This is a genomic window from Phycicoccus avicenniae (assembly GCF_018139485.1).
Taxonomy (GTDB): domain Bacteria; phylum Actinomycetota; class Actinomycetes; order Actinomycetales; family Dermatophilaceae; genus Phycicoccus; species Phycicoccus avicenniae.
In genome coordinates this window covers 118,921-141,523 of the sequence record NZ_JAGSNF010000001.1, presented here as the reverse complement: position 1 = coordinate 141,523, position 22,603 = coordinate 118,921, and the positions used below count along the sequence as shown (strand labels likewise).

20 protein-coding genes and 2 tRNA genes are annotated in these 22,603 nt (G+C 75.3%); 10 read left to right on the top strand and 12 right to left on the bottom strand.

What is annotated here, in order from left to right:
• The first annotated feature begins 80 nt into the window (after positions 1 to 80).
• The 3 genes from KC207_RS00645 to KC207_RS00635 are packed head-to-tail and all read left to right on the top strand — an operon-like array spanning position 81 to position 3,272.
• The gene (locus KC207_RS00645) at positions 81 to 1,106 is read left to right on the top strand and encodes a MerR family transcriptional regulator (RefSeq protein ID WP_211600966.1); all 1,026 of its coding nucleotides are present in this window, start codon (positions 81 to 83) and stop codon (positions 1,104 to 1,106) included.
• 46 nt (positions 1,107 to 1,152) lie between these two features.
• Positions 1,153 to 2,454, top strand: a complete 1,302-nt coding sequence (locus KC207_RS00640; protein ID WP_249138462.1) for an SAM-dependent methyltransferase — start codon at positions 1,153 to 1,155, stop codon at positions 2,452 to 2,454.
• Positions 2,454 to 3,272, top strand: a complete 819-nt coding sequence (locus tag KC207_RS00635) for a DUF1295 domain-containing protein (RefSeq protein ID WP_211600965.1) — start codon at positions 2,454 to 2,456, stop codon at positions 3,270 to 3,272. Before KC207_RS00640 ends, KC207_RS00635 begins: the two co-directional genes overlap by 1 nt.
• Positions 3,273 to 3,275: 3 nt before the next feature.
• On the opposite strand, the gene KC207_RS00630 is transcribed toward KC207_RS00635, so the two are convergent.
• Both KC207_RS00630 and KC207_RS00625 read right to left on the bottom strand, forming a co-directional pair.
• Complete coding sequence (locus KC207_RS00630; RefSeq protein WP_211600964.1) at positions 3,276 to 3,725, bottom strand: DUF2177 family protein; 450 nt, start codon at positions 3,723 to 3,725, stop codon at positions 3,276 to 3,278.
• Positions 3,726 to 3,753: 28 nt separating this feature from the next.
• Positions 3,754 to 5,010: a DUF445 domain-containing protein gene (locus KC207_RS00625; RefSeq protein ID WP_249138461.1), complete on the bottom strand. Its 1,257-nt coding sequence runs from the start codon at positions 5,008 to 5,010 to the stop codon at positions 3,754 to 3,756.
• 142 nt (positions 5,011 to 5,152) lie between these two features.
• Here KC207_RS00625 and KC207_RS00620 point away from each other — a divergent pair, with 142 nt between their 5' ends.
• The 6 genes from KC207_RS00620 to KC207_RS00595 all read left to right on the top strand — a co-directional run bounded on the left by KC207_RS00620 (position 5,153) and on the right by KC207_RS00595 (position 10,868).
• The gene (locus KC207_RS00620) at positions 5,153 to 6,589 is read left to right on the top strand and encodes a GuaB1 family IMP dehydrogenase-related protein (protein ID WP_211600963.1); all 1,437 of its coding nucleotides are present in this window, start codon (positions 5,153 to 5,155) and stop codon (positions 6,587 to 6,589) included.
• A gap of 9 nt (positions 6,590 to 6,598) precedes the next feature.
• Complete coding sequence (locus tag KC207_RS00615; protein ID WP_211600962.1) at positions 6,599 to 7,819, top strand: cysteine desulfurase-like protein; 1,221 nt, start codon at positions 6,599 to 6,601, stop codon at positions 7,817 to 7,819.
• Positions 7,820 to 8,013: 194 nt separating this feature from the next.
• Positions 8,014 to 9,066, top strand: a complete 1,053-nt coding sequence (locus KC207_RS00610; RefSeq protein ID WP_211600961.1) for a PHP domain-containing protein — start codon at positions 8,014 to 8,016, stop codon at positions 9,064 to 9,066.
• A 135-nt stretch (positions 9,067 to 9,201) separates the two neighbouring features.
• Positions 9,202 to 9,274, top strand: a tRNA-Glu gene (locus KC207_RS00605).
• An 18-nt stretch (positions 9,275 to 9,292) separates the two neighbouring features.
• Positions 9,293 to 9,366 (top strand) — tRNA-Asp (locus KC207_RS00600).
• An 89-nt stretch (positions 9,367 to 9,455) separates the two neighbouring features.
• Positions 9,456 to 10,868 carry an SDR family NAD(P)-dependent oxidoreductase gene (locus KC207_RS00595; RefSeq protein WP_211600960.1) on the top strand — a complete coding sequence of 471 codons (1,413 nt, stop codon included), beginning with the start codon at positions 9,456 to 9,458 and terminating at the stop codon, positions 10,866 to 10,868.
• On the opposite strand, the gene KC207_RS00590 is transcribed toward KC207_RS00595, so the two are convergent.
• From KC207_RS00590 to KC207_RS00550, 9 genes are all read right to left on the bottom strand, one after another.
• A complete protein-coding gene (locus KC207_RS00590) occupies positions 10,852 to 12,468 on the bottom strand; it encodes a phytoene desaturase family protein (RefSeq protein ID WP_211601165.1) in 1,617 nt (538 codons plus the stop codon). The two genes, KC207_RS00595 and KC207_RS00590, sit on opposite strands and share 17 nt — an antisense overlap.
• Positions 12,465 to 13,667, bottom strand: a complete 1,203-nt coding sequence (locus KC207_RS00585) for a zinc-dependent alcohol dehydrogenase (RefSeq protein WP_211600959.1) — start codon at positions 13,665 to 13,667, stop codon at positions 12,465 to 12,467. Before KC207_RS00585 ends, KC207_RS00590 begins: the two co-directional genes overlap by 4 nt.
• A gap of 75 nt (positions 13,668 to 13,742) precedes the next feature.
• Complete coding sequence (locus KC207_RS00580) at positions 13,743 to 14,444, bottom strand: glycosyltransferase family 2 protein (RefSeq protein WP_249138460.1); 702 nt, start codon at positions 14,442 to 14,444, stop codon at positions 13,743 to 13,745.
• Complete coding sequence (locus KC207_RS00575) at positions 14,441 to 15,838, bottom strand: bifunctional PIG-L family deacetylase/class I SAM-dependent methyltransferase (RefSeq protein WP_211600958.1); 1,398 nt, start codon at positions 15,836 to 15,838, stop codon at positions 14,441 to 14,443. The genes KC207_RS00580 and KC207_RS00575 overlap by 4 nt, the downstream gene beginning before the upstream one ends.
• Positions 15,835 to 16,905, bottom strand: coding sequence for an acyl-CoA dehydrogenase family protein (locus KC207_RS00570; protein WP_211600957.1), 1,071 nt, complete (start codon positions 16,903 to 16,905; stop codon positions 15,835 to 15,837). Before KC207_RS00570 ends, KC207_RS00575 begins: the two co-directional genes overlap by 4 nt.
• On the bottom strand, positions 16,902 to 17,789 hold the full coding sequence (locus KC207_RS00565; RefSeq protein WP_211600956.1) for a glycosyltransferase family 2 protein: 888 nt from the start codon (positions 17,787 to 17,789) through the stop codon (positions 16,902 to 16,904). The genes KC207_RS00570 and KC207_RS00565 overlap by 4 nt, the downstream gene beginning before the upstream one ends.
• The gene (locus tag KC207_RS00560) at positions 17,786 to 18,799 is read right to left on the bottom strand and encodes a glycosyltransferase (protein WP_211600954.1); all 1,014 of its coding nucleotides are present in this window, start codon (positions 18,797 to 18,799) and stop codon (positions 17,786 to 17,788) included. The genes KC207_RS00565 and KC207_RS00560 overlap by 4 nt, the downstream gene beginning before the upstream one ends.
• A complete protein-coding gene (locus tag KC207_RS00555; protein ID WP_211600952.1) occupies positions 18,796 to 19,875 on the bottom strand; it encodes a glycosyltransferase in 1,080 nt (359 codons plus the stop codon). The genes KC207_RS00560 and KC207_RS00555 overlap by 4 nt, the downstream gene beginning before the upstream one ends.
• Positions 19,863 to 20,951 (bottom strand): glycosyltransferase, encoded by a 1,089-nt coding sequence (locus tag KC207_RS00550; RefSeq protein WP_249138459.1) that lies wholly within the window; start codon positions 20,949 to 20,951, stop codon positions 19,863 to 19,865. The genes KC207_RS00555 and KC207_RS00550 overlap by 13 nt, the downstream gene beginning before the upstream one ends.
• A 106-nt stretch (positions 20,952 to 21,057) precedes the next feature.
• On the opposite strand from KC207_RS00550, the gene KC207_RS00545 reads away from it, so the two are divergent.
• Positions 21,058 to 21,717, top strand: coding sequence for a response regulator transcription factor (locus KC207_RS00545; RefSeq protein WP_211600950.1), 660 nt, complete (start codon positions 21,058 to 21,060; stop codon positions 21,715 to 21,717).
• Positions 21,718 to 21,727: 10 nt separating this feature from the next.
• On the opposite strand, the gene KC207_RS00540 is transcribed toward KC207_RS00545, so the two are convergent.
• Complete coding sequence (locus tag KC207_RS00540; RefSeq protein WP_211600948.1) at positions 21,728 to 22,576, bottom strand: SDR family oxidoreductase; 849 nt, start codon at positions 22,574 to 22,576, stop codon at positions 21,728 to 21,730.
• Positions 22,577 to 22,603 lie beyond the last annotated feature (27 nt).

Sequence of the window (22,603 nt, the reverse complement as noted above, 5' to 3'; positions counted from 1 at the left end):
CCACGTGAGGCCGTCAAAGGTTTGTCAAATGTGACGGCAGGTCGTACCTTGGAGGAATGAGGCGTTCGGTTCCCCCTTCGATGCGGATTGGCGAGCTGGCCACCCGTACCGGGGTCAGCACGCACGTCCTGCGCGCCTGGGAGTCGCGGTACGGCCTGCTGAGCCCGACACGGTCCCCCGGCGGCTATCGACTCTACGGCGCGGACGACGAGCGGCGCGTGCGCGAGGTCTGCTCGCTGCGCGACCAGGGCGTCAGCGCGATGGAGGCGGCCCGGCAGGTGCTGGCCGCCGAGCGCAACGGCATCGCCGCGACCGAGGGTGAGTCGGTCGCGGACGAGTCGCCCGAGCACGGCGACGAGCGCTCCGGCATGCGGGCCGACCCGCCGCTCCTCGTCGCCCAGCTCCTCGACGCCGTGACGGCCCTCGACGAGGACCGCGCGCACGCCGTCCTCGACACCGCTTTCCTCGACCGCTCGGTCGAGAGTGCCGTCGTCGACGTCCTCGTCCCCTTCTTCGTCAAGGTCGGCGAGCACTGGGAGCTCGGCAAGATCGGCATCGCCCAGGAGCACTTCGCGAGCAGCCTCGTCCGGCGGCGCCTCGGTGCGCTGTCGATGACCTGGGGGCTCGGCACGGGGCCGGTCGCCGTCCTCGCCTGCCCGCCCGGCGAGTTCCACGACATCATCCTCCTCAGCTTCGGCGTCCTCCTCGGCCGCTCGGGGTGGCGGGTGCGCTACCTCGGCCCGGACACCCCTGTCGTGTCGCTGCGCCAGGCCGCGGACCTCACCGAGCCCGACGCCGTCGTGCTCGCATCGCGCCGGCCCTCCGGCTTCCGCGGGCACGCCTCGCAGCTGCGCTCGCTCGCCGACCAGCACCCGCTGTGGCTCGCGGGCCGTGGCACGACGCCGCGGGTGCTCGACGAGATCGGGGCCGAGAGCCTCGGCGGTGACCTCGTCGCTGCGGTCCAGACGCTCACCGAGACGGCGCGCGAGCGCCGCCGGGAGCGGGGCCTGCCGCCGGTCGAGGACGCCGAGCAGATCACGGAGCGGGCCGCCGAGCGCGGCGTCCGCGCATCCGGCGACCGCTCGGACTCCGAATCCCGCTCGTGACCCGAGCGGCCACCGGCCGCCCTCCGCCCCGCACCCAGGAGCTCTCGTGACGCTGACCGATGCCGCCCGCCCCTCGACCGACCAGCCGGCGGGCGGTGTCGCGGCCCGCATCGAGGCGGCGCTGCGCCCGCTCCTCGCCGGCGCGCTGCCCGTGCGGCTGCGGGCGTGGGACGGGTCCGAGGCCGGGCCCGTGGACGGCATGGTCGTCGAGCTGCGCACGCCGCGGGCGCTGACCCGGATGCTCTGGGCCCCGGGCGAGCTCGGCGCCGCCCAGGCCTACGTCACCGGTGAGCTCGAGGTGCACGGTGACGTCGGTGAGGCCCTCGACCTCGTCCGGGCGACCGTCGCCGCCCGCGAGATCCCCCGGCTCACCCCGGCCCGGGTCGCCCGGCTGCTGCCCGACCTCGTCCGGCTCGCCAAGGACACAGGGGCCCTCGCCCGGCCGCCGGCCCCGCCGGCGACGCAGGCGGTCATCAAGGGGCGGTTGCACTCCCTCGCCCGGGACCGCGCGTCGATCAGCCACCACTACGACCTCTCGAACGAGTTCTACGAGTTCCTCCTCGACCCGCACATGGCGTACTCGTCGGCGTACTACGTCGACGGTCCCGACATGCCCCTCCAGGCGGCTCAGGCCGCCAAGCTCGACCTCGTCTGCCGCAAGGTCGGGCTCACCGAGGGCTCGCGGTTCCTCGACGTCGGCTGCGGTTGGGGCTCGCTGTCCCTCTACGCCGCCGAGCACTTCGGCGCGCAGGTCACCGGGGTGACGATCGCGGCCGAGCAGAAGGCGTTCATCGACGCCCGGATCCGCGAGCGCGGGCTGCAGGACCGCGTCGAGATCCGGCTCCAGGACTACCGCGAGGTGCGGGACGAGCCGTTCGACGCCGTCGCCTCGCTCGAGATGGGCGAGCACGTCGGCGAGAAGAACTACGACACCTACGCCGCGATGCTGCACCGGTCGGTCACGCCGGGCGGATACGTCCTCGTCCAGCAGATGTCGCGCCGCGGCGTCCACCCCGGCGGCGGCCCGTTCATCGAGCAGTTCATCGCCCCGGACATGACGATGCGGCCCGTCGGCGACACCCTGAACTTCCTCCAGGACGCCGGACTCGAGGTGCGCGGCGTGCACGCCCTGCGCGAGCACTACGTGTGGACGGTCGACGCGTGGCACCGCACGCTCGAGGAGCAGTGGGACCGTGCCGTCGAGCTCATCGGCGAGGAGGGCGCCCGGGTGTGGCGGCTCTACCTCGTCGGCGGCTCGCAGGCCTTCCGGGACAACCGGATGGGCGTCGACCAGCTGCTCCTGCGCCGCCCCGGCGGCGAGCCCGTCGTCACGGACCCGGTCCGCTGATGGGCGAGGGGTTCTCGCTCGGCACGCTCGGTGTCGTCCTCCTCGGGTCGGCGCTCGCGTCGCTCGTCGCGATGGCCGTCACGGCAGTCGTCGCGAAGCGCGCCGGCAAGGTCGCGGTCGTCGACGTCACGTGGGGGCTCGTCTTCGTCCTCATCGGGTGGGTCGCCTACCTGCTGGGGCAGCAGTCCGGGCGCTCCCTGCTGCTCGCGCTGCTCGTCACGGCGTGGGGCGGGCGGCTCGCGTGGCACATCCGCGGCCGGGCGCTCGGTCAGGGGGAGGACCCCCGCTACGAGAAGATGCTGTCGGCGGTGCCCGAAGAGCGACGCTTCCGGTACGCGCTCGTCCGGGTGTTCGGCACCCAGGGCGTCGCGGCGTGGTTCGTCTCGCTCCCCCTGCAGGTCGCGGCGGCCACCGACTCCGCGCTCGGCTGGGTCGCCGCCCTCGGGGTGGTCGTCTACCTCGTCGGCGTGACCTTCGAGGCCGTCGGCGACGCCCAGCTCACGGCGTTCAAGGCCGACCCGGAGAACAAGGGCAAGGTCATGGACCGGGGGCTGTGGCGCTACACCCGCCACCCCAACTACTTCGGGGACTCCGCCGTCTGGTGGGGCATGTGGGTCGTCGCCGCCGGGGCGTGGCCCGGGGTGCTCACGGTGCTGTCGCCGGTCGTCATGACGTACTTCCTCGCGTTCGCGACCGGCGCCCGACTGCTCGAGTCCGAGATGGCCAAGCGCCCCGGCTACCCGGAGTACATGGAGCGGACGAGCATGTTCTTCCCGCTGCCGCCGAAGAAGCAGAGGACGCAGGGCGCCTCGGCCTGACGGTCAGCGGGAGCGGCGGCGCAGGACGGTGACGACGGCCGCGGTCGTCGCGGTGCAGACCGCCGCGCCCCAGGCGAGGTCGACGAGCACGACGACGAGCGGCACGTCGCGCATCACCGCCATCGTCGTGAGGTCGAACGTCGCGTACGTCACGAGCCCGAACGCTGCGGCGTCGACGAGCGAACGGCCCAGCGCGCGGTCCAGGCTCGGCCGGACAACGAAGTGCGTGAGCCCGAGGACGTAGACGACGTAGAACGCGGCCGCGGCGCCGACGTTCGCCCGCTCGGCGAGGAGGTGGCCGATCTGCTGCTCGTAGAGGTCGCGGGAGACGACGCCGAGCCACAGCGCGTCGAGGACGCCGAAGACGAGCGCGGTGAGGCCGAGGACGACGGCGACCTGCCGGGGGCCCGTGCGCGGGCGGTCGGTGCTCGGACGGGTGGCTCCGGTCGTCATGGCTCGAGCGTACGGGCGCAGCAGCGGCTCAGGAGAGGACCTGGGCGACGCCGTGGATGACGAGCCCGGCGAGCGCTCCGACGACGGTGCCGTTGATCCGGATGAACTGCAGGTCGCGGCCGACGTGCAGCTCGATGCGGGACGCCGCCTCCCGGCCGTCCCAGCGGTCGACGGTCACGGAGATGACCTCGGCGACCTCGCTGCCGTAGGTCGTGACGACGAACGAGACGGCCTCCCCGAGCCGGGCCTCGACCCGCTCCTGCCACACCGGGTCGTCGGTGAGCCGCCGGCCGAGGTGCTGGAGCAGCTCGTCGCCGCGGGTGTGGAAGTAGGACCCCTCGTCGTCCATCGCCGTCTCGAGGGCGGTGCGGAACGAGCGCCACAGGCCGACGGCGGTCTCGGCGGCCTGCGGGTGGGTGAGCAGCCGTTCTTTGAGGGACTCGGCGCGGGCCATGACGTCCGGGTCGTGCTGGAGGTCGTCGGCGAGGCGGCGCAGGAGGTCGTCGAGGGCGAGCCGCGCCGGGTGGGCGGGGTCGCGGCGGATCTCGAGGAGGAAGGCGAGGACCTGCTCGTAGGTCCAGCCGATGACGCGGTCGTCGAGCCACGGCGGGCTCCACCACGGGGCGCGCGAGCCGAGGACCTCGGCGTAGGTGCCGGGGTGCTCGCGCAGCCAGTCGTGCAGCTCCTCGAGGCCGAGGTCGACGAGCCCGTGGTGGGTCCGCTCGGCGACGACCCCCTCGAGGAGAGCGCCGGCGATCGGGCTCACCGGCTCGCGGACCAGGCGGGGGACGAGGAAGTCCTCGACGAGCTCGCGGACCTGGCCCTCATCGAGCCGGCCGAGCCCGGCGCGGGCGACCCGGACGACCTCGGTGAGGACCCGGCGGCGGTGGCGGGCGACGCCGAGCCAGCGGCCGACCCGCTCGCTGACGTGGGCCGCGGCGAGCCGTTCACGGGCGATCTCCTCGGTGAGGAAGTTGTCGGTGACGAAGTCCTGGAGGCCGCGGCCGATCTCGTTCTTGCGGCGCGGGATGATCGCGGTGTGCGGGATCGGCAGCCCGAGGGGGTGCCGGAAGAGGGCGGTGACGGCGAACCAGTCGGCGAGCGCCCCGACCATCGCCGCCTCGGCCGCCGTGTTGACGTAGCCCCACGGGCCGTCGTGGTCCAGGCGCAGCGTCGCGAGGAAGACGGCCGCGGCGAGCAGGAGGAGCGACAGGGCGACCGTCCGCATCCGCCGCAGGCCGACACGGCGGCGCTCGTCGGCAGGGGTCGGCGCCAGGAGACTCACCCGCCCGATCCTGCCGCACCGTGCGCCTCCGCTTTTCGGGGTCACCCCGAAATGTCCGGTGAAGCAAGAGATCGGATGTCGTGTGTCGACGGACGAACCCTTGTCTCGACGGGCGTCGGTTCGCGACGCCTACCCTGGAGGGGTGCACTTCCTCGACGGCCTGAGCCCGCAGCACGACCTCACGTACGACGACGTCTTCATGGTGCCGAACCGCTCGGCGGTGACGAGCCGGCTCGACGTCGACCTGTCGACGACCGACGGCACCGGGACGACGATCCCGCTCGTCGTCGCGAACATGACGGCGATCGCCGGCCGCCGGATGGCCGAGACGACCGCCCGCCGCGGCGGTCTCACCGTCCTGCCGCAGGACATCCCCGTCGACGTCGTCGCCGAGGTCATCGCCTGGCAGAAGTCGCGCCACCTCGTCTACGACACCCCGATCGTCGTCTCCCCGACGACGACCGCCGGCGAGGCGCTCGTCCTGCTCCACAAGCGCGCCCACGGTGCCGCCGTCGTCGTCGAGGGCGAGCGCCCCGTCGGCGTCGTCACCGAGTCCGACATCACCGGCGTCGACCGGTTCACCCAGCTGTCCGACGTCATGGTCCGCGAGATGGTGACGCTCGACGACGGCGTCGACGTCGAGAAGGCGTTCGACGTCCTCTCCCACGCCCGCCGGCGCCTCGCCCCCGTCGTCGACCCCGACGGCCGCCTCGTCGGCCTGCTCACCCGGGCCGGCGCCCTGCGGACGAGCCTCTACTCCCCCGCCGTCGACGACGCCGGACGCCTGCGGGTGGCCGCGGCCGTCGGCATCAACGGCGACGTCGCCGGTAAGGCCCGGGCGCTCGCGGAGGCCGGCGCCGACGTCCTCGTCGTCGACACCGCCCACGGCCACCAGGAGAAGATGCTCGAGGTGCTGCGCGAGCTCCGCGCCCTCGACCTCGGCGTCCCCCTCGTCGCGGGCAACGTCGTCTCCGCCGCCGGCACCCGAGACCTCGTCGAGGCCGGCGCCGACATCGTCAAGGTCGGGGTCGGCCCGGGCGCGATGTGCACGACGCGGATGATGACCGCCGTCGGCCGCCCGCAGTTCTCGGCCGTCCTCGAGTGCGCCGCCGCCGCGCGGGCGCTCGGCAAGCACGTCTGGGCCGACGGCGGGGTCCGCCACCCCCGCGACGTCGCCCTCGCGCTCGCCGCGGGCGCCTCGAACGTCATGGTCGGCTCGTGGTTCGCCGGGACGCTGGAGTCGCCCGGCGACCTCGCGACGGACGAGCAGGGCCGGCAGTACAAGGAGTCCTTCGGGATGGCCTCGGCCCGCGCCGTCCGCAACCGCACGGCCGCCGACAGCGCCTATGACCGGGCCCGCAAGGCGCTCTTCGAGGAGGGCATCAGCAGCGCGCGGATGTACGTCGACCCCGCCCGGCCGAGCGTCGAGGACGTCATCGACCAGATCGTCGCCGGGCTGCGCAGCTCGTGCACGTACGCCGGCGCCGGGACGCTCGAGGAGTTCCACGAGCGGGCCACCGTCGGCATCCAGTCGACCGCCGGGTTCGCCGAGGGTCGGCCGCTGCACACCTCCTGGTAGGCATGGGGCATGGCCTACGACGTCGCACGCATCCGGTCGCACTTCCCCTCCCTCACGGGTCCCGACGCCGCCGCGCACTTCGACGGCCCCGGCGGCAGCCAGGTGCCGGACGTCGTCGGTGAGGCCGTCGCCGCCACGCTCACCTCGGCGATCAGCAACCGGGGTACCGTCACCGCCGCCGAGCGTCGCTCGGCCGACGTCGTCGCGGCGTGCCGCCAGGCCCTCGCCGACCTCCTCGCCGCGGACCCACGTGGCGTCGTCTTCGGGCGCAGTGCGACGGCGCTCACGTACGAGGTCGCCCGGGCGCTCGGGAAGACGTGGGGGCCGGGCGACGAGGTCGTCGTGACCCGGCTCGACCACGACAGCAACATCCGGCCCTGGGTTCAGGTCGCCGAGGCCGGCGGTGCCACCGTCCGCTGGGTCGACTTCGACCCGACGACCGGCGAGCTCATGGCCGAGGACGTCGAGGCGGTCCTCACCGACCGCACCCGGCTCGTCGCGACGACGGCCGCGTCGAACCTCATCGGCACCCGCCCGCAGACCCGCAAGATCAGCGACGCCGTCCACGCCGTCGGCGCGTTGCACTGGGTCGACGGGGTGCACGCGACGCCGCACGCCCTCGTCGACGTCGACTCGCTCGGCGCCGACGTCTGGACGTGCTCGCCGTACAAGTTCCTCGGACCGCACTGCGGGGTCCTCGCCGCCGACCCGGAGCTGCTCGAGACCCTGCGCCCGGACAAGCTCGCCCCGTCCTCCGACGCCGTCCCCGAGCGCTTCGAGCTCGGCACCCTGCCCTACGAGCTCATGGCCGGCGTCACCGCCGCCGTCGACTTCCTCGCCGGGATCGGCGACCTCGACCGCCCCGTGACGCCGGAGGACCGTCGGCGCCGGCTCACCGCGTCCATGGCGGAGCTCGGCGCGCACGAGGAGGGGCTGCTCGCCCGGCTCGAGCCGGAGCTGCGGGCGCTGCCGGGCGTCACGGTGTACTCCAACGCCGGGCGCCGCACCCCGACCCTGCTCTTCACCGTCGACGGCCGCGAGCCCGGGGACGTGTACCGCGCGCTCGCCGAGCGCGGCGTCAACGCCCCCGCGAGCCACTTCTACGCGCTCGAGGCGTCCCGCCGACTGGGGCTCGGCGACGCCGGCGGCGTTCGAGTCGGTCTGGCGCCCTACACGAGCGAAAACGACGTCGACCGCCTCCTCACCGGCCTGCGCGAGATCGTCACCTGAGCGACGGGGCGCTCCGTGCTCGCGTCCCCGTGAGCCTCGCTCGCCCGGTGCGCGCTCGCTCGGTCGGTGCTCCATGGCGCACCGACCGCGCGGGGTCGCGGTGGGCCGGCGGGATCGCACCGACCCAGCGAGATCGCAGCGGGCAGTGGCGGCAGCAGGGGGACGGTGACGGGCGGCTGTGCCAGCATCGAGCCATGGTCGCGCTGCTGACGCCCCTCACCGCCCCGGTCGAGCCGGTCGACGCGCTGCGCCGGATCGCCTTCCTCCTCGAGCGCACCCGGGCCGGGACCTACCGCGTCGAGGCGTTCCGCAAGGCCGTGAAGACCCTCCGCGAGGTCGACGAGGACGAGCTGCGCGAGCGGGCCGACGCCGGGACCCTCCAGGAGATCCCCGGCATCGGGAAGTCGACGTCGGGCGTCATCGCCGAGGCCCTCGCCGGCGACGTCCCCGACTACCTCGCCTCGCTGCAGGAAAGGGCGGGCGGTCCGCTCGTCGACGGCGGCGAGGACCTCTACGCGGCGCTGCGCGGCGACTGCCACCTGCACTCCGACTGGAGCGACGGCGGGTCCCCCGTCGACGAGATGGTCCTCACCGCCGTCGAGACCGGCCACGACTGGATGGTGCTCACCGACCACAGCCCGCAGCTGCGGGTCGCGAACGGGCTGTCGGTCGAGCGGCTGCGCCAGCAGCTGAAGGTCGTCGACGGCGTCAACCGGTCGCTCGCGGGGCACATCACCGTCCTCAAGGGCATCGAGGTCGACATCCTCGACGACGGCTCGCTCGACCAGACCGACGAGATGCTCGGCCGCCTCGACCTCGTCACCGCCTCGGTCCACAGCAAGCTGCGGATGAACGCCGAGCCGATGACCCGCCGGATGGTCGCCGCCGTCTCGAATCCGCGGGTCAACGTCCTCGGGCACTGCACCGGCCGGCTCGTCGAGGGCTCCCGGGGCACCCGGCCGCAGTCCGAGTTCGACGCCCGCGCCGTCTTCGAGGCGTGCGCCGAGCACGACACCGCCGTCGAGATCAACAGCCGCCCCGAGCGCTGCGACCCCCCGGACGAGCTCGTGACCCTCGCGCTCGAGATCGGCTGCCTCTTCAGCATCGACTCCGACGCCCATGCCCCCGGCCAGCTCGACATGAAGGCCTACGGCTGCGAGCGCGCGGAGCGGCTCGGCGTCCCGGCAGAGCGCGTCGTCACGACGTGGGACGTCGACCGCGTCCGGGAGTGGGCGGCCCCGGCCTGACCGGCCTGCACCACCCCTCTGAGCGGCACGACCGACCCGTTTTGGTGACGCGCGCACCTCTCCCCTATGCTTTCGGAGTCCTCGACGGATCCGAACGCCGGTCAGCGTGACGACGGAGGGTCCGACGAGAGTCGGGTCCCCATCGTCTAGCGGCCCAGGACCCCGCCCTTTCACGGCGGTAGCACGGGTTCGAATCCCGTTGGGGATACGGTCTTGCACCAGCCAAGGCCCCGTAGCGCAGTTGGTTAGCGCGCCGCCCTGTCACGGCGGAGGTCGCGGGTTCGAGTCCCGTCGGGGTCGCCCAGTCACGAGAAGGGCCGGAGGTTCGCCTCCGGCCCTTCTCGTGTCCCGGGGGGATGACCGACCGCAGGCCGGGGTATCCGGACCCCATGGAGCGACACACCCCACCGGCCCGCGGCGCCCTCGTCCTCGGCGCCTCCAGCGGTATCGGCCGCGCCACCGCGCTGCGCCTCGCGGGCGAGGGCGTGCCCCTCGTGCTCGCAGGACGCGACGAGGACGCCCTGGCCGCGGTCGCCGACGCGTGCCGCGACCGGGGTGGTGAGGCGGACGTTGCGACGCTCGACGTCCGCGACGACGCCCGGGTCCGCGAGGTCGTCGACGACGCCGCCCGCCGGTTCGGGGACGGGCTGGCCGTCGTGCACAGCGCCGCGGTCGTCGCCTACGGGCCCTTCGACGAGGTCCCCGACGAGGTGATGGACGAGGTCGTCGCCGCCGGGGTCCTCGGCACCGTCTCCGTGTGCCGGGCCGCGCTGCGGGCGTTCCGCCGCGAGGGCGGCGGTCACCTCGTCGTCGTCGGGTCGCTCCTCGGCCAGATCGCGACGCCGTACATGAGCGGCTACGTGCTCTCGAAGTGGGCCGTGCACGGACTCGTGCGCACGCTGCAGATCGAGACGCGCGACCGTGCCGGCACGTCCGTCTCGCTCGTCTCCCCCGGAGGCATCGACACGCCGGTCTACCGCCAGGCCGCGACGGTCATGGGCCGCCACGGGTCGCCGCCCCCACCGGTCCGGTCCGCCGACGCCGTCGCCCGGCGGGTCGTCCACGTCCTGCGCCACCCCCGGCGCCAGACCCACGTCGGCCCCGCGAACGCCCTCGCCATCACGGGCTTCCGTCTGCTGCCCCCCGTCTACGACGTCCTCGTCACCCCGCTCATGCGCGCCCTCGGGCTCACCCCGTGGTCCGGCCTGGACCCGTCGCCCGGCAACGTGCACGAGCCCCGCCACCCCGCCCCGTCCGACCCCCCGGAGGACCCCGTGTCCGAGCGCCGCCGACTGCACCGTCCGCGCGTGTCCCGCACCGTCGCCGCGTCCGCGGAGACCGTCTGGGAGGTGCTCGCCGACGGCTGGCAGTACTCGACGTGGGTTGTCGGCGCGGCCCGGGTCCGCGAGGTCGACGCCGGCTGGCCGAACGCGGAGAGCCGGGTGCACCACAGCGTCGGTCCCTGGCCGGCGATGCTCTCCGACGTCACGGTCGCCGAGGAGGCACACCCGCCGCACCACCTCGTCCTGCGGGCGCGGGGCTGGCCGGCGGGCGAGGCGACGGTGGAGATCGACGTCGTCCCGGACGGACCGCGCACCTGCACCGTCTCGATCGGCGAGGACGCCGCGACCGGACCGGGGCGCCTCGTCCCGCTGCCGCTGCGCCAGCTGGCGATCCTGCCGCGGAATCGCGAGACGCTGCGGCGCCTCGGGCTGCTCGCCGAGGGACGTCAGCGCGAGCAGGACGCCGACGGGAAGGACGCCCCGGCCGACGCCGCGGAGCGACTCACCGAGGGTCGCTGAGGACCCGGGACCAGACGGTCCGGGCGAGCGCCGCCCGGACGGTCCCGAGCGGGCCCCGCTGCCGCAGGGCGGCGAGCGCCGCGTTCCAGCCGCAGGCCCCGTGCACCCCGCCGCCCGGGTGCGCCGAGGAGCCGGCGAGGAACAGGCCCGGCACCGGCGTCTCGGGGCGCCCCGGGCCCGGCGTGGGCCGGAGGACGAGCTGCTGGTGCAGGGCGGCGGTCCCCCCGTTCAGCGCCCCGAGGCTCAGCGCGCGGTCGCCCGCCTCGAGCGCCGACGGGTCCTGGACGTGCCGCCCGACGACGGCCCCGAGGAACCCTGGCGCCACCTCCTCCACCGCCGCCTCGACCCGGCCGACCTGCTCGTGGACCGCGTCGGCGTCCCCCGCGAGCGCGCGGGGCAGGTGCGTGTAGGCCCACGCGGACTCCGTGCCGGCCGGGGACCGGCGGGGGTCGGCCGTCGTCATCTGGCCGAAGAGGAGGAACGGCCGCCGCGGCATCCGGCCGACCGTCAGGTCCGCCCCGACGTCGACGAGCCCGTCGTCGTCGGCGCCGAGGTGGACGGTGCCCGCGCCACGGACCTCCGGGGCGACCCAGGGGACGGGGCCGTCCAGGGCCCAGTTCACCTTGAGCGTCGCCGGGTCCCACTGGAAGCGGTCGAGGTCGGAGCGCAGCAGCGGCGGGAGGTCGACCGCGGACAGGAGCTCGCCGTAGAGGACGGGGGCGGGGACGTCCGCGAGCACACCGCGCCGGGCGCGGACCCGCGAGCCGTCCTCGGTCCGCACCCCGGTCGCGCGCCCGTGCTCGACGAGCACCTCGGACACCGGCGCAGAGCACCGCACCCGCACCCCGGCGGCCTCGGCCCGGCGTCGCAGGGCCGAGGCGAGGGCGCCGGCCCCGCCCTCGGGCACGGGGAACCCGACGTCCTGGGCGAGCATGGCGAGCAGCCAGCCGTAGAGGGCGCTGCCCGCGCCGTCCGGAGGCAGGTCGCTGTGCATGGCGTTGCCCGTGAGCAGCACCCGCGCCTCCTCGCCCGCGAACCGCTCGTGGCCGAGGCGGCGCACGGACAGGGCGGCGAGCCGGGCCAGGTCGAGCGCCCCGCGGGTGCGGGTCCGGGCGAGCAGCCGGGTCGCCGCCCGCACCGGGGGGAAGGGGGTGAAGAGCGCGTCGAGCAGCGGGTCCCGCACGCGCGACCACTGCTCCACCATCGCGAGCCAGGCCGCGCCGTCGCCGGGCGCGGCCGCGTCGAGACCCGCCGCGGTCTCCTGCGCGTCGGCCCGGACGACAGCGCCCCGCCCGTCCGGCAGAGCGTGCCCGACCGGGTCGGACGCCCGGGACCACCGCAGGCCGTGCTGCTCGAGGTCGAGCCCACGGATCACGGGGCTCGCGGCGGCGAGGGGGTAGAAGGCGCTGAAGAGGTCCGTGACGAACCCCGGGGCGGTGACCTCGGCGCTGCGCACGGCTCCCCCGACCTCGTCCTGCGCCTCGAGGAGGACGACGTCCCACCCGGCGTCGGCGAGCGCCGTGGCGGCGACGAGCCCGTTGGGCCCGGCGCCGACGACGACGGCGTCGCACGTCGTCGAGGGCCCGTCGGCGGTGCTCAGGCCGCGTCACCCCGCTCCCAGGGCTTGAGGACGACCTTGACCATGTCGTCCTCCTTGGCCTGGAACGTCGCGTACGCCTCCGGGGCGGCGTCGAGCGGGAGCCGGTGCGTCGCGAAGCCGTCGACGCCCAGCGGGTCCTCGTCGGTGAGCAGCGGCAGGATGTCCGGCACCCACCGCTTGACGTTCGCCTGGCCCATCCGCATCGTCACCTGCTTGTCGAAGAGCGTCATCATCGGCATCGGGTCGGTCATCCCACCGTAGACCCCGCTCAGCGACACGGTCCCGCCGCGGCGGACGGCGTCGACCGCCGTGTAGAAGGCCGCGAGCCGGTCGATGCCCATCCGCGTCATCACCGGCTTCGTCACCGCCGACGGCAGCGCCTCGACGATCTTGTGCGACAGCTTGGCGACCCCGGACCCGTGGGCCTCCATCCCGACGGCGTCGACGACCCCGTCCGCGCCGCGCCCCCCGGTGAGGTCCCGCACCGCGTCGCCGACCTCGTCGACGTCGCGCAGGTCCAGCGTCGTGACGCCCCGGTCCCTGGCGCGGGCGAGCCGGGCGTCGACCCGGTCCACGCCGATCACCCGCTCCACGCCCTGCTGCTGCGCGATGCGGCACGCCATGTCCCCGATCGGGCCGAGCCCGAGGACGACGAGGGTGTCCCCCGGCCCCACGCCCGAGTAGGCGACGGCCTGCCACGCGGTGGGCAGGACGTCGGAGAGGTAGACGAAGCGCTCGTCCCCCGGTCCGTCCGGGACCTGGACGTGGGTGTACGACGCGTGCGGCACCCGCAGGTACTCGGCCTGGCCACCGGGCAGCGCGCCGTAGAGCTGCGAGTAGCCGAACAGCGTCGCGCCGGTGCCCTGGTCGGTGTTCTGCGTGCGCTCGCACTGGCTCTGCAGGCCGCGCTCGCACATCCAGCACGATCCGCAGCAGACCTGGAAGGGCACGACGACGCGGTCCCCGACGGCGAGGCCGTCCACGCCGGGACCGACCTCCTCGACGACCCCCATCGCCTCGTGCCCCAGGACGTCCCCGGGGGTCATGAACGCCCCGAGCGGCTCGTAGAGGTGCAGGTCGGACCCGCAGATGTTCGTGCTCGTCACCCGGATGACCGCGTCACCCGGCTCCTGGATCCGCGGGTCGGGGACCTCCTCGACCCGGACGTCCTTCGTCCCGTTCCACACCACTGCGCGCATCGCCGGTTCCTCTCGCTCGTCGTCCGTCGTTCCGTCGTCCTGTGGGGCGTACCCGGGTGGGTGCGCCGGTACACCTCAGGCCGTGGGCAGCCCGGCGAGGTAGCTCGCGAACCCGCCGTCGGCGCGCCCGACCGTGCGACCGGAGGTCCTCACGCGCACGGTGTCCGTCGCGACCCAGGGCCGCCCGCGTGCGCGGACCGCGGCGACGAGTGCGACGTCCTCGTGGAGCGGCAGGGGCGCGAAGCCCCCGACCTCGGCGTAGGCGTCGGCCCGGATCCCGAGGTTCGCGCCGTGGACGTACCCGTGGTGCTCGGCGAGCACGTGGCGAGCGTGCCAGGCCGCGGTCCGGGCCGGGTCGCAGCCGTCCCCCGGCTCCACGGTCCCGACGACGAGGTCGACCCCGCTCTCGGCGAGGGCGAGCTGTCCGTGCAGCCAGTCCGGCGGGACGACGCCGTCGGCGTCGGTGCTCGCGACCCACGTCGTGGCCTCCGCGCCTCCGGCGGCCCGGACCCGGGCGAGACCGGCGCCGACGGCGCTCGCTCGGGCTGCGCCGACGCACCCGACGTCGCAGCGCACGGCCGCCACCCCGTGGCGGGCCACGACGTCGCCCGTCGCGTCCCGGCACCGGTCGAGCGCGACGACGACTTCGACGCGCACCCGGGGACGACCACCGGCGAGATGTCGCACCGCACGCCGGACCGACGCCAGGCACGCCCCGACGACCGCCTCCTCGTCGCGGGCCGGGACGGCGACGACGACGTGCCGCACGGCCGTCACGCGCGGCCCTCCCGCTCCGCCGGGGACAGCACGCCGCCGCCCCACAGGTCGAGGAGCAGGTCCACCTCGTCGTGGTGCACCCGGTGCGGCAGACGCGCAAGGACGGGCGCTGCCTGGGCGTGGACCGCCGGCCCGTCGAGCGGCACCCCGTTCGTCGGGTGCCGCCAGTGGACGAAGAGGAGCTCGCCGTCGTCGGCGAGGACGTCGACGCAGCGACGCAGGGTCGCGAGGAGCTCGAGCGGGGTGAGGAAGTAGCCGACCTCGGACAGGACGACGAGGTCGAAGGGACCGCCGTCCACGGCGTCCGGGGCCCGACCCCGGCGCCACTCGACGCCCTCGAGGTCGCGGCCGGCTGCGAGGTCGAGGGCGCGCGCGCTGACGTCGACGGCGACGACCGAGTCGGCGCGCTCGACGAGCCGTTCCGTGAGCACGCCGTCGGCGCACCCGATCTCGAGGACGCGCTCGTACCGCGGGCGCAGGAGCGCGGCGAGGGCGAGGTCGCGCTTGCGGCTCTCGTAGAAGGAGCCGTCGAAGGCCCACGGGTCGTCGTCGGAACCGTACATCGCGTCGAACGGGGCACCGACGTGATCGGCCGTCCGGGACGGGCGGACGGGAAGGTCACCGGGTCGGGCGAGGAGCACCTCGACGAGCCGGGAGGCCCGGCGCAGCACCGGCCCCGTGACGACCGGTCCGTCGCCGGGTCCCGGGCCGAGAGGTCCGTGCTGGGAGGCATGAGCGGAGACGGCAGCCGCCTTGGCGTCGAGCGCTGCACGGTCGAGCTCGACGGCGTGGACCGCGGACCATCCGAGGTCGTCCGGCCCACCCCAGTGCCAGAGCCACAACGGGTAGTGGGCGACGGTCGCTCCCGTGCGCCGTCCCACCTCGCGAGCCGCTCGGCCGAGGGCGTCGTGGTCGGGGTGCCCGTCGACGTCCGTGGGGGCCACGAGCAGCGACCGGGGTCCGCACCGGGCGGCCAGGGCGTCGACGACGGCCCGCTCGTTCTCCGCGACGGCCCCGTCGGGCACGTCCAGACGATCGACCGGGGCGCCGGGGGCCAGTTCCTCGACGGCCGCCTCGACCTCGGCCCTGCGGACCGCGGAGAGGGCGGCCGGCGTCCAGGTGGAGGCGTCCGGATGGGATGCCGCCCCGTCCGTCACGACGAGCACCCGGACCGCCAGACCGGCGCGGTGCGCCAGCGCGACGAGACCGCCGACGGCGAGCGTCTCGTCGTCGGGGTGCGCCGACGCGACGACGACGTCGTCGAAGAGCGCCGGCAAGACGTCGACGTCCACGGCGGCGACGCCGGACCACCGCGGGTCCAGGAGCCAGTCCGGTTCCGGTGTGCCCGCGTCGTCGTGGCGGAAGGCGACGGCGGGCGCCACGGCCGCGCTCACGACGGCCCGCGGCGCCCGGCAAACGCAGGACGCTCGGACGACGGGGAGGGCTCGGCGGACGTCCGGTGCTCGAGGACGAGCGACCCGAGGCGGGCCAGGTCACGCTCCGCGTGGTGCTGGCGGAGGTAGACGGTGAGGTCGGCGACCCGTCGGGCGTGCTCCTCGTCGCCGGTGAGCGGCCCGGGGCCGAGCCCGTGCCCGACGACCCGCAGCACCTCCTCGGCGGCGTCGGCGACGACGGCCCGCACCCGGCCGGCGAGCAGGGCACCCGCGGCCCCGTCCGCGGCGCCCGAGGCGATGTCGTCGGCCGCCCCGCGCAGCGCCAGCAGGGCGACGTGGAGCAGCCGGTCGGCGGTCCCGAGGTGGGCGAGCGCCACCTGGTCCGGGGTCCGGCGGTCGGCCGCGTCGAGCAGGCGTCCCGCGACGGCCGCCGCCCCGCCGAACCACACGGCGGCGACACCGATGCCGCCCCAGGCGAACCCCGGTCGCTCGAGGTACCAGCCGGGCTCGCCGACGGGCACGGCCGGCACGGCGTCGAACGCCACCGGTCCCGTCGTGACGTCGGCGAGCCCGCGCGAGACCCACCGGCCGTCCTCGACCTCGACGCCCGGGTCGCGCAGGGCCACGGCGTACAGCCCCGGGCGCTCCCCGTCGTCGACCGTGACGAGAGCGTGCGACACACAGGGGGCGAGCGAGCACCAGGCCTTGCGCCCGGTCACGGTCCACCCGCCGGCTTCGTCGGAGACCGACGCGAGGCCGGCACCGGGGGCCCGGGCGGCGTACACACCGAAGGTGGAGCGGTCGTCGACGCCGACGGCCGTGAGGTCGGGGTCCCCCGCCTGGGCCCGGATGGCGACCGCGTCGAGGTGCGGCTCCGCGGTCCGCGCGACCCCGAGGTCCCCGGCGCCGAGCGTCGCGAGCACGGAGAGCATCGTCCACGGCTCCTTCCGGAACGCGCGGGCCGCGGGCTCGAGCGAGCGTGCGAGGTCCAGCGCCTGCCCGACCCCGGACGGCACGGCCTCGACCGACGGGTCGGCCCACTCCGCCGCCCGCCACGCGCCGTTCACCGCCCGCTCCTCTCCCGCGGCGAGCGCCGGCCGGTGACGGCGTACCCGCCCCGCCCGTCCGACTCGACGAGGCCCAGGTCCTCGAACGCGTCCAGCCAGCCCTGCATGGGCCACCATCCCCATCTCCCGGCGAACCGGGCTCCGTTGGTCACGATGTCGTCGACGTGCTCGACCGGGAGGCCGCCCCCGCCGTGGTGCTGGTGGAACGCGGTGCCGCCGCCGAGCCAGAAGAGGTGCCCGTCGGCGGCGATGACCCGCTGACCGAAGTCGGTGTCCTCCCCTCCGTACCCCAGGTAGCCCTCGTCGAAGCCGCCGACGGCCGACCAGTCCTCGACGGTCGTCGCGAAGGACAGGGACCAGAAGAGCCGCGCGTCGCGCCCGGCGACGGCCGCCCCCTCGGGAGGGGACGGCCGGGCCGGGTGCGGCCGGGAGCCGCGCAGCAGCAGGTCCTCGTCCCAGTCGTCCCGGGGCCGGGCGGTCGTCTCCTCGTCGAGGTAGCGCACCGTCCCGCAGGCCACGGCGGGGCGGCGGCCCCGGACGACGTCGGGGGCGAGCGCGGCGACGTAGCGCTCCACGAGGTCCGCCGCGGGCACGCAGTCGACGTCCAGGAGGACGACGACGTCCGCGGCGGACCTGCGGGCCGCCTCGACCCCGGCGTTACGGGCCGCCGCGAGCGGGAGCCGGTCGTCCTCCACGGGGACGTCGACGACGACGGCCGGCGGTCCCGGCGTGTCGTCGAGCACGGCCGCGACGTCGGGGTCGCCCATCGCGACGACGACGTGGGTGTCGGCCGGCCGGGACTGCCGGGCGAGCCCCCAGCGCTGGCCGCGCAGGTGACGATGCCGCCCGTGGACCACGGTGACGACGGCGACCCGCGGCATCATCGGGCCGCCTCCGGGACCCGGACCGGGGACCGCTCCTCCGCGAGGGCGTCGAGCCGCGTGGCCGCCTCGAGCGCACCGGTGCCGCTGCTCCACGCCGCCCAGCCCTCACCGCCACGGGCCTCGGCCCGGCGCAGGACGTCCGGCCACTCCGCGGCGTCCGGCCAGGCCTCCAGGCCGACCGCGATACCCATCCGGTCGACGACGCGCGCGGTGGCGCGCTGCTCGTCGAAGGGACGCTCCTGGGCCACGACGACCGCCGGGCGGCGCGCTGCGGCGACCTCCGCGACCGCGTTCTGCCCTCCGTGGGTGACGACGACGTCGGCCGCCGCGAGCCGGTCGTGCACGACGTCCGCGGGGTCGTCGCCGGAGCACTCGGTCCACTCCCAGCCGGGCGTGGCCGCCCGCGCGGCGGCGACGTCGGCGTCCGTCGTGCTCCGTCCGCCGCCGCCCCACAGCAGGAGGACGCGCCCGACCGGGCCGCGCGAGGTCGGGCGGACCGGCATCCCGTCGAGCCGGCCGAAGGCCCCCACGGCCCAGGTCCGCTCGCGCAGCCGGTCGGGCCAGGACACGTCGTGCGTCCCGGGTGGCCAGGGGGCGAGCAGCGCCTCGGCCGCCTCGTAGGCGAGCCCGTGGACCCGGTCGTCCCGGTCGCCCGGCAGGGCGACGACGACGACGGGGATGCCGCAGAGCCGGGCGAGGAGCGCGACCTCGACGGACACGTCGACGACGACGAGCGCGGGCCGCAGGGTCGTCAGGCGCTCGACGATCCGGGCGGAGCGGTCCGCCAGTCCCCGGTCGTGGCGCGGCACCCAGTGCAGGGTGCCGCGGGCGGTGACGTCGGCGGGCGCCGCTCCCAGGTCGTCGCGCTCGAGCGGCTCCCACGCGCCGGGCCACGGCCGCGGCGCCGGGCCGGAGCCGAGCCCGACGACGTCGTGCCGCAGGTGACGGGCGACCGCGGCCGCCCGGGCGGCGTGCCCCCGCCCGACGTGGTGGACGTACCAGGCGATCATGCGACCCGCCCGGCTGACAGCCCTTCGTACCGCGCGAGGTACTCGCCGACCATCCGGTCGACGGAGCACTCCCGCTCGGCGCGCTGCCGGCACGCACGCCGCTCGAGGCGCTCGGCGAGGAGCACCGCGTCCGCGCCGGCCGCCGCGAGGTCGGGCGACGCGGGGTCGACGAGGACGCCGGTGGCCTCGTCGACGACCTCGGACAGCCCTCCGCGGTCGAGGGCGACGACGGGGGTGCCGCACGCGAGCGACTCCGCCGCGACGAGCCCGTACGGCTCGTCCCAGTCCGGGGTGACGAGGGTGACGGCGCTCTCCCCGAAGAGGCGGGCGAGGCCCGTCGTGTCGAGGTGCCCGACGTGCTCGACCCCGTCGCCGAGCAGGGGTACCACGCAGCGCTCCATGTAGTCCCGGTCGCCGACGGGCCCGGCGAGCCGCAGCCGCCGGCCGGCCGCGCGGGCCATGGCGACCGCGAGGTGCGGCGCCTTCTCGGGCACGATGCGTCCCGCCCACGCCAGGTCGGTCCCGCCGGGGCCCGGACGCCAGCGGTCGACGTCGACGCCGTTGCGCACGACGTCGACGGTCCCGACGTGTCGCCAGGCGGCGGCGGTGTGCTCGCTCACCCCGACGAGCCGCGAGCAGTGGGCCGGGTCGGCGGCCGCGATCCCGATGGCCGGCTCGAGCCACGGGGTGGGCGGGGTGTGCAGCGTCGTGAGGGTGGACGCGGGGACCGACGCCGCCATCGCGACGGGCAGGTGGTGGAGGCTGTTGTTGTGGACGACGTCGACGTCGTCGCGCCGCTGCAGCTGGAGCATGACCTGGAGGTAGGCGTGGTGCTCGCGCAGCCACGGCTCGGGCACCATGCTCACGTCGGAGCGGGCCGCGTCGCTGAGCCGCAGCGGCCGGGTGCGCAGGACATGGGCCCGCAGGTCGGGGTCGCTGCCCGCCCCCGCGAAGACGGTGACGTCGACACCCCGCCGACGCAGCCCGCTGACGAGGTGCCAGGTGAGCGACTCCAGCCCGCCGGCGAACGGCTCGACGACCGGGTGGGCGGCCGCCGCGAGGACTACGACGTGCACGCGAGCACCCCCCGGGCGAGGACCCCGCGGTAGACCTGCTCGTGGGTCGCCGCGAGCTCGACCCGCTCGGCCCGGCGGCCCTCGACGGTGGCCCGCGGCAACGGCCCCTCCGCGTGGGCCCGACGGACGGCGGAGGCGAGAGCCCCGGGGTCCCCCGTGCGGTGCAGCAGGACCGGTCGCTGGTCGGCGTAGTGGCCGCAGTCGGGCGCGACGACGGTCGTCCCGAGGTCGTGGCACGCCTCGAGCCAGCCCGAGTGCGTCCCGAACCGGTACGGCAGCACGGACACGTCGAGCGAGCCGAGGTAGTCGAAGAGCTCGTCGTCGGTGAAGAAGTCGTGGACGGCGAGGTCGATGCGGCGGTCCGCGGACAAGGCGAGGAGACGCTCGACGAGACGGGCGTCGCTGCGGGGCGAGGTCCCGGTCATCACGTCGGTGTGCACGTCGACCCGCAGGCTGCCCCCGGGGATGGTCGGGACGACCTCGGCGAGGGTCTCGACGACGGGCAGGGGGTCCATGCTCGCCCGCAGGCTCTTGCAGTGGACCCCGACGACGAAGCCGTCGTGCGGCTCCCGCGGGCGGGCCACCCGCTCCAGCGGCACGACGTGCGGGTGCGGCACGACCCGCGCCGGCCGGCGGTGCCGGCGCAGGATCTCGGCGGCTGCCCCGTCGGTGAGGGTGAGGACCGCGTCGGCGGCCTCGAGCAGCACCTCGAGCTGCGCGTCGTGGAGGGCGGCGTCCTCGTGGTGCGGGTTGCGCAGGTCGTGCACGGTGAGGACGAGGGGCGTGCCGAGGTCGCGCAGCACCCCGGTCCAGCGCACGAGGTCCTCGGGGCTCTTGGCGTCGTAGCCGAAGTGGACGTGGACGACGTCGAACCGGTCCGCGTTCTCGAGCAGCCAGTCGGGCTCGAGGACCCGGGGCGGCCACCACGGGGCGCCCGCGGCGCTGCCGCCGGACGTCGGGTCGGGGAGCCGGTGCACCGTGGCGGGCCCGTCGGGGGGGTCGAGGTGACGCACGTACACGTGGTCGGTCGGGACGGAGGCGACGCGGATGCTCACGTCCTGGTCACTGGCAGGCACATTCGACCACCCTCACGTGTCGCCGACGGGGCCCGCCACACCCCAAAGGGTGGGTGCGCCGGCTCGGCCGTGCGGGCCGGCACGGCTCGTGGACTACGTTGACGCCATGGCGCAGGACAGGCGGCCGGTGCGGGTGGCACTGGTCAACGACTACGAGATCGTCGTCCAGGGGCTGGCCCGGATGTTCGAGCCGTTCCGCGACCGCGTCCACCTCGTCGAGCTCGACTCCCGGATGCCCGTCGAGCGGTCGGTCGACGTCCTCCTGTACGACACCTTCGCCCAGGACCAGGCGGACCGCGCCGCGATCCCCGACCTGCTCGCCCGGGGCGGCGCCGAGAAGGTCGTCCTCTACAGCTGGAACACCCAGGACGACCTCGCCCGCACCGCCCTGGAGCGCGGCGCCTCGGGCTACCTGTCCAAGGGGATGTCCGCGGCCGACCTCGTCGACGCCCTCGAGCGGGTGCACGCGGGAGAGCGGGTCGTCGACCGCACCGCCACGGACGACGACGACACCGGCGACTGGCCGGGACGCGACCACGGCCTGTCGGCGCGCGAGGCCGAGGTCCTCGCCCTCATCACCCAGGGTCTGCGCAACGACGACATCGCGGCGCGCACGTACCTGTCGATCAACTCGGTGAAGTCCTACATCCGCAGCGCGTACCGCAAGATCGGCGTGGACCGGCGCCCCCAGGCCGTCCTGTGGGGGGTCCGGCACGGGTTCGAGCCGGACGTCGCGCGTCATCCCGGTCCCGACGCCGACGCGTGACCCGCAGCCCTCAGAAGACCGGCTTCCCACCGGTCACCCCGAGCACGGACCCGGAGACGTATCCGGCCTCGTCCGAGGCGAGGAAGACGAAGGCGGCCGCCACCTCGACGGGTTGACCGACCCGTCCGAGCGGCGTGCTCGAGCCGAAGCCCTCGACCTTGTCGCCGCTCATCGTCGACGGGATGAGCGGGGTCCAGATCGGCCCGGGCGCCACGGCGTTGACCCGGACGCCGCGAGGCCCGAGCTCCTGCGCGAGGTTGACGACGAGGTTGGTCAGCGCCGCCTTGCTCGCCGCGTAGTCGAGGAGGTGGTCGGCGGGCTGGTAGGCCTGCACCGAGGTCGTCACGACGACGTTGCCGCCGGCGGCCTCCAGCTCCTCGGCGAGCTCGCGGACGAGCCAGAAGACCGGGAAGACGTTCGTCGCGAAGGTCCGCTTCACCTGCTCGGGCGGGAAGTCCTCGAGGAGGTCGTGCGTCATCTGGTAGGCGGCGTTGCACACGAGGACGTCGAGCCCGCCCAGGTCCTCCCGGACCCGGTCGGCCACGGACCGGACCGCGTCGTGGGTCCGCAGGTCGGCCTCGACCGCGCGGGCCCGTCCGCCCGCAGCCGCGACAGCGTCGACGGTGGCCGCCGCGTCGTCCTCCTCCTGGGGCAGGTGCGTGAACAGCACCTCGGCGCCCTCCTTGGCGAACGTGACGCACACGGCCCGGCCGATGCCGGAGTCGCCGCCGGTCACGAGGACCCGTCTGCCGGTGAGCCGCTCGCGCCCGACCCAGGACTCCTCCCCGTGGTCGGGGGCCGGTGTCAGCTCGTCGGTGCGGCCCGGCCACTGCTGCTCCTGTGCGGGTACCTCGGGCATCGTGCCTCCTCCATCGGGGATCACGGC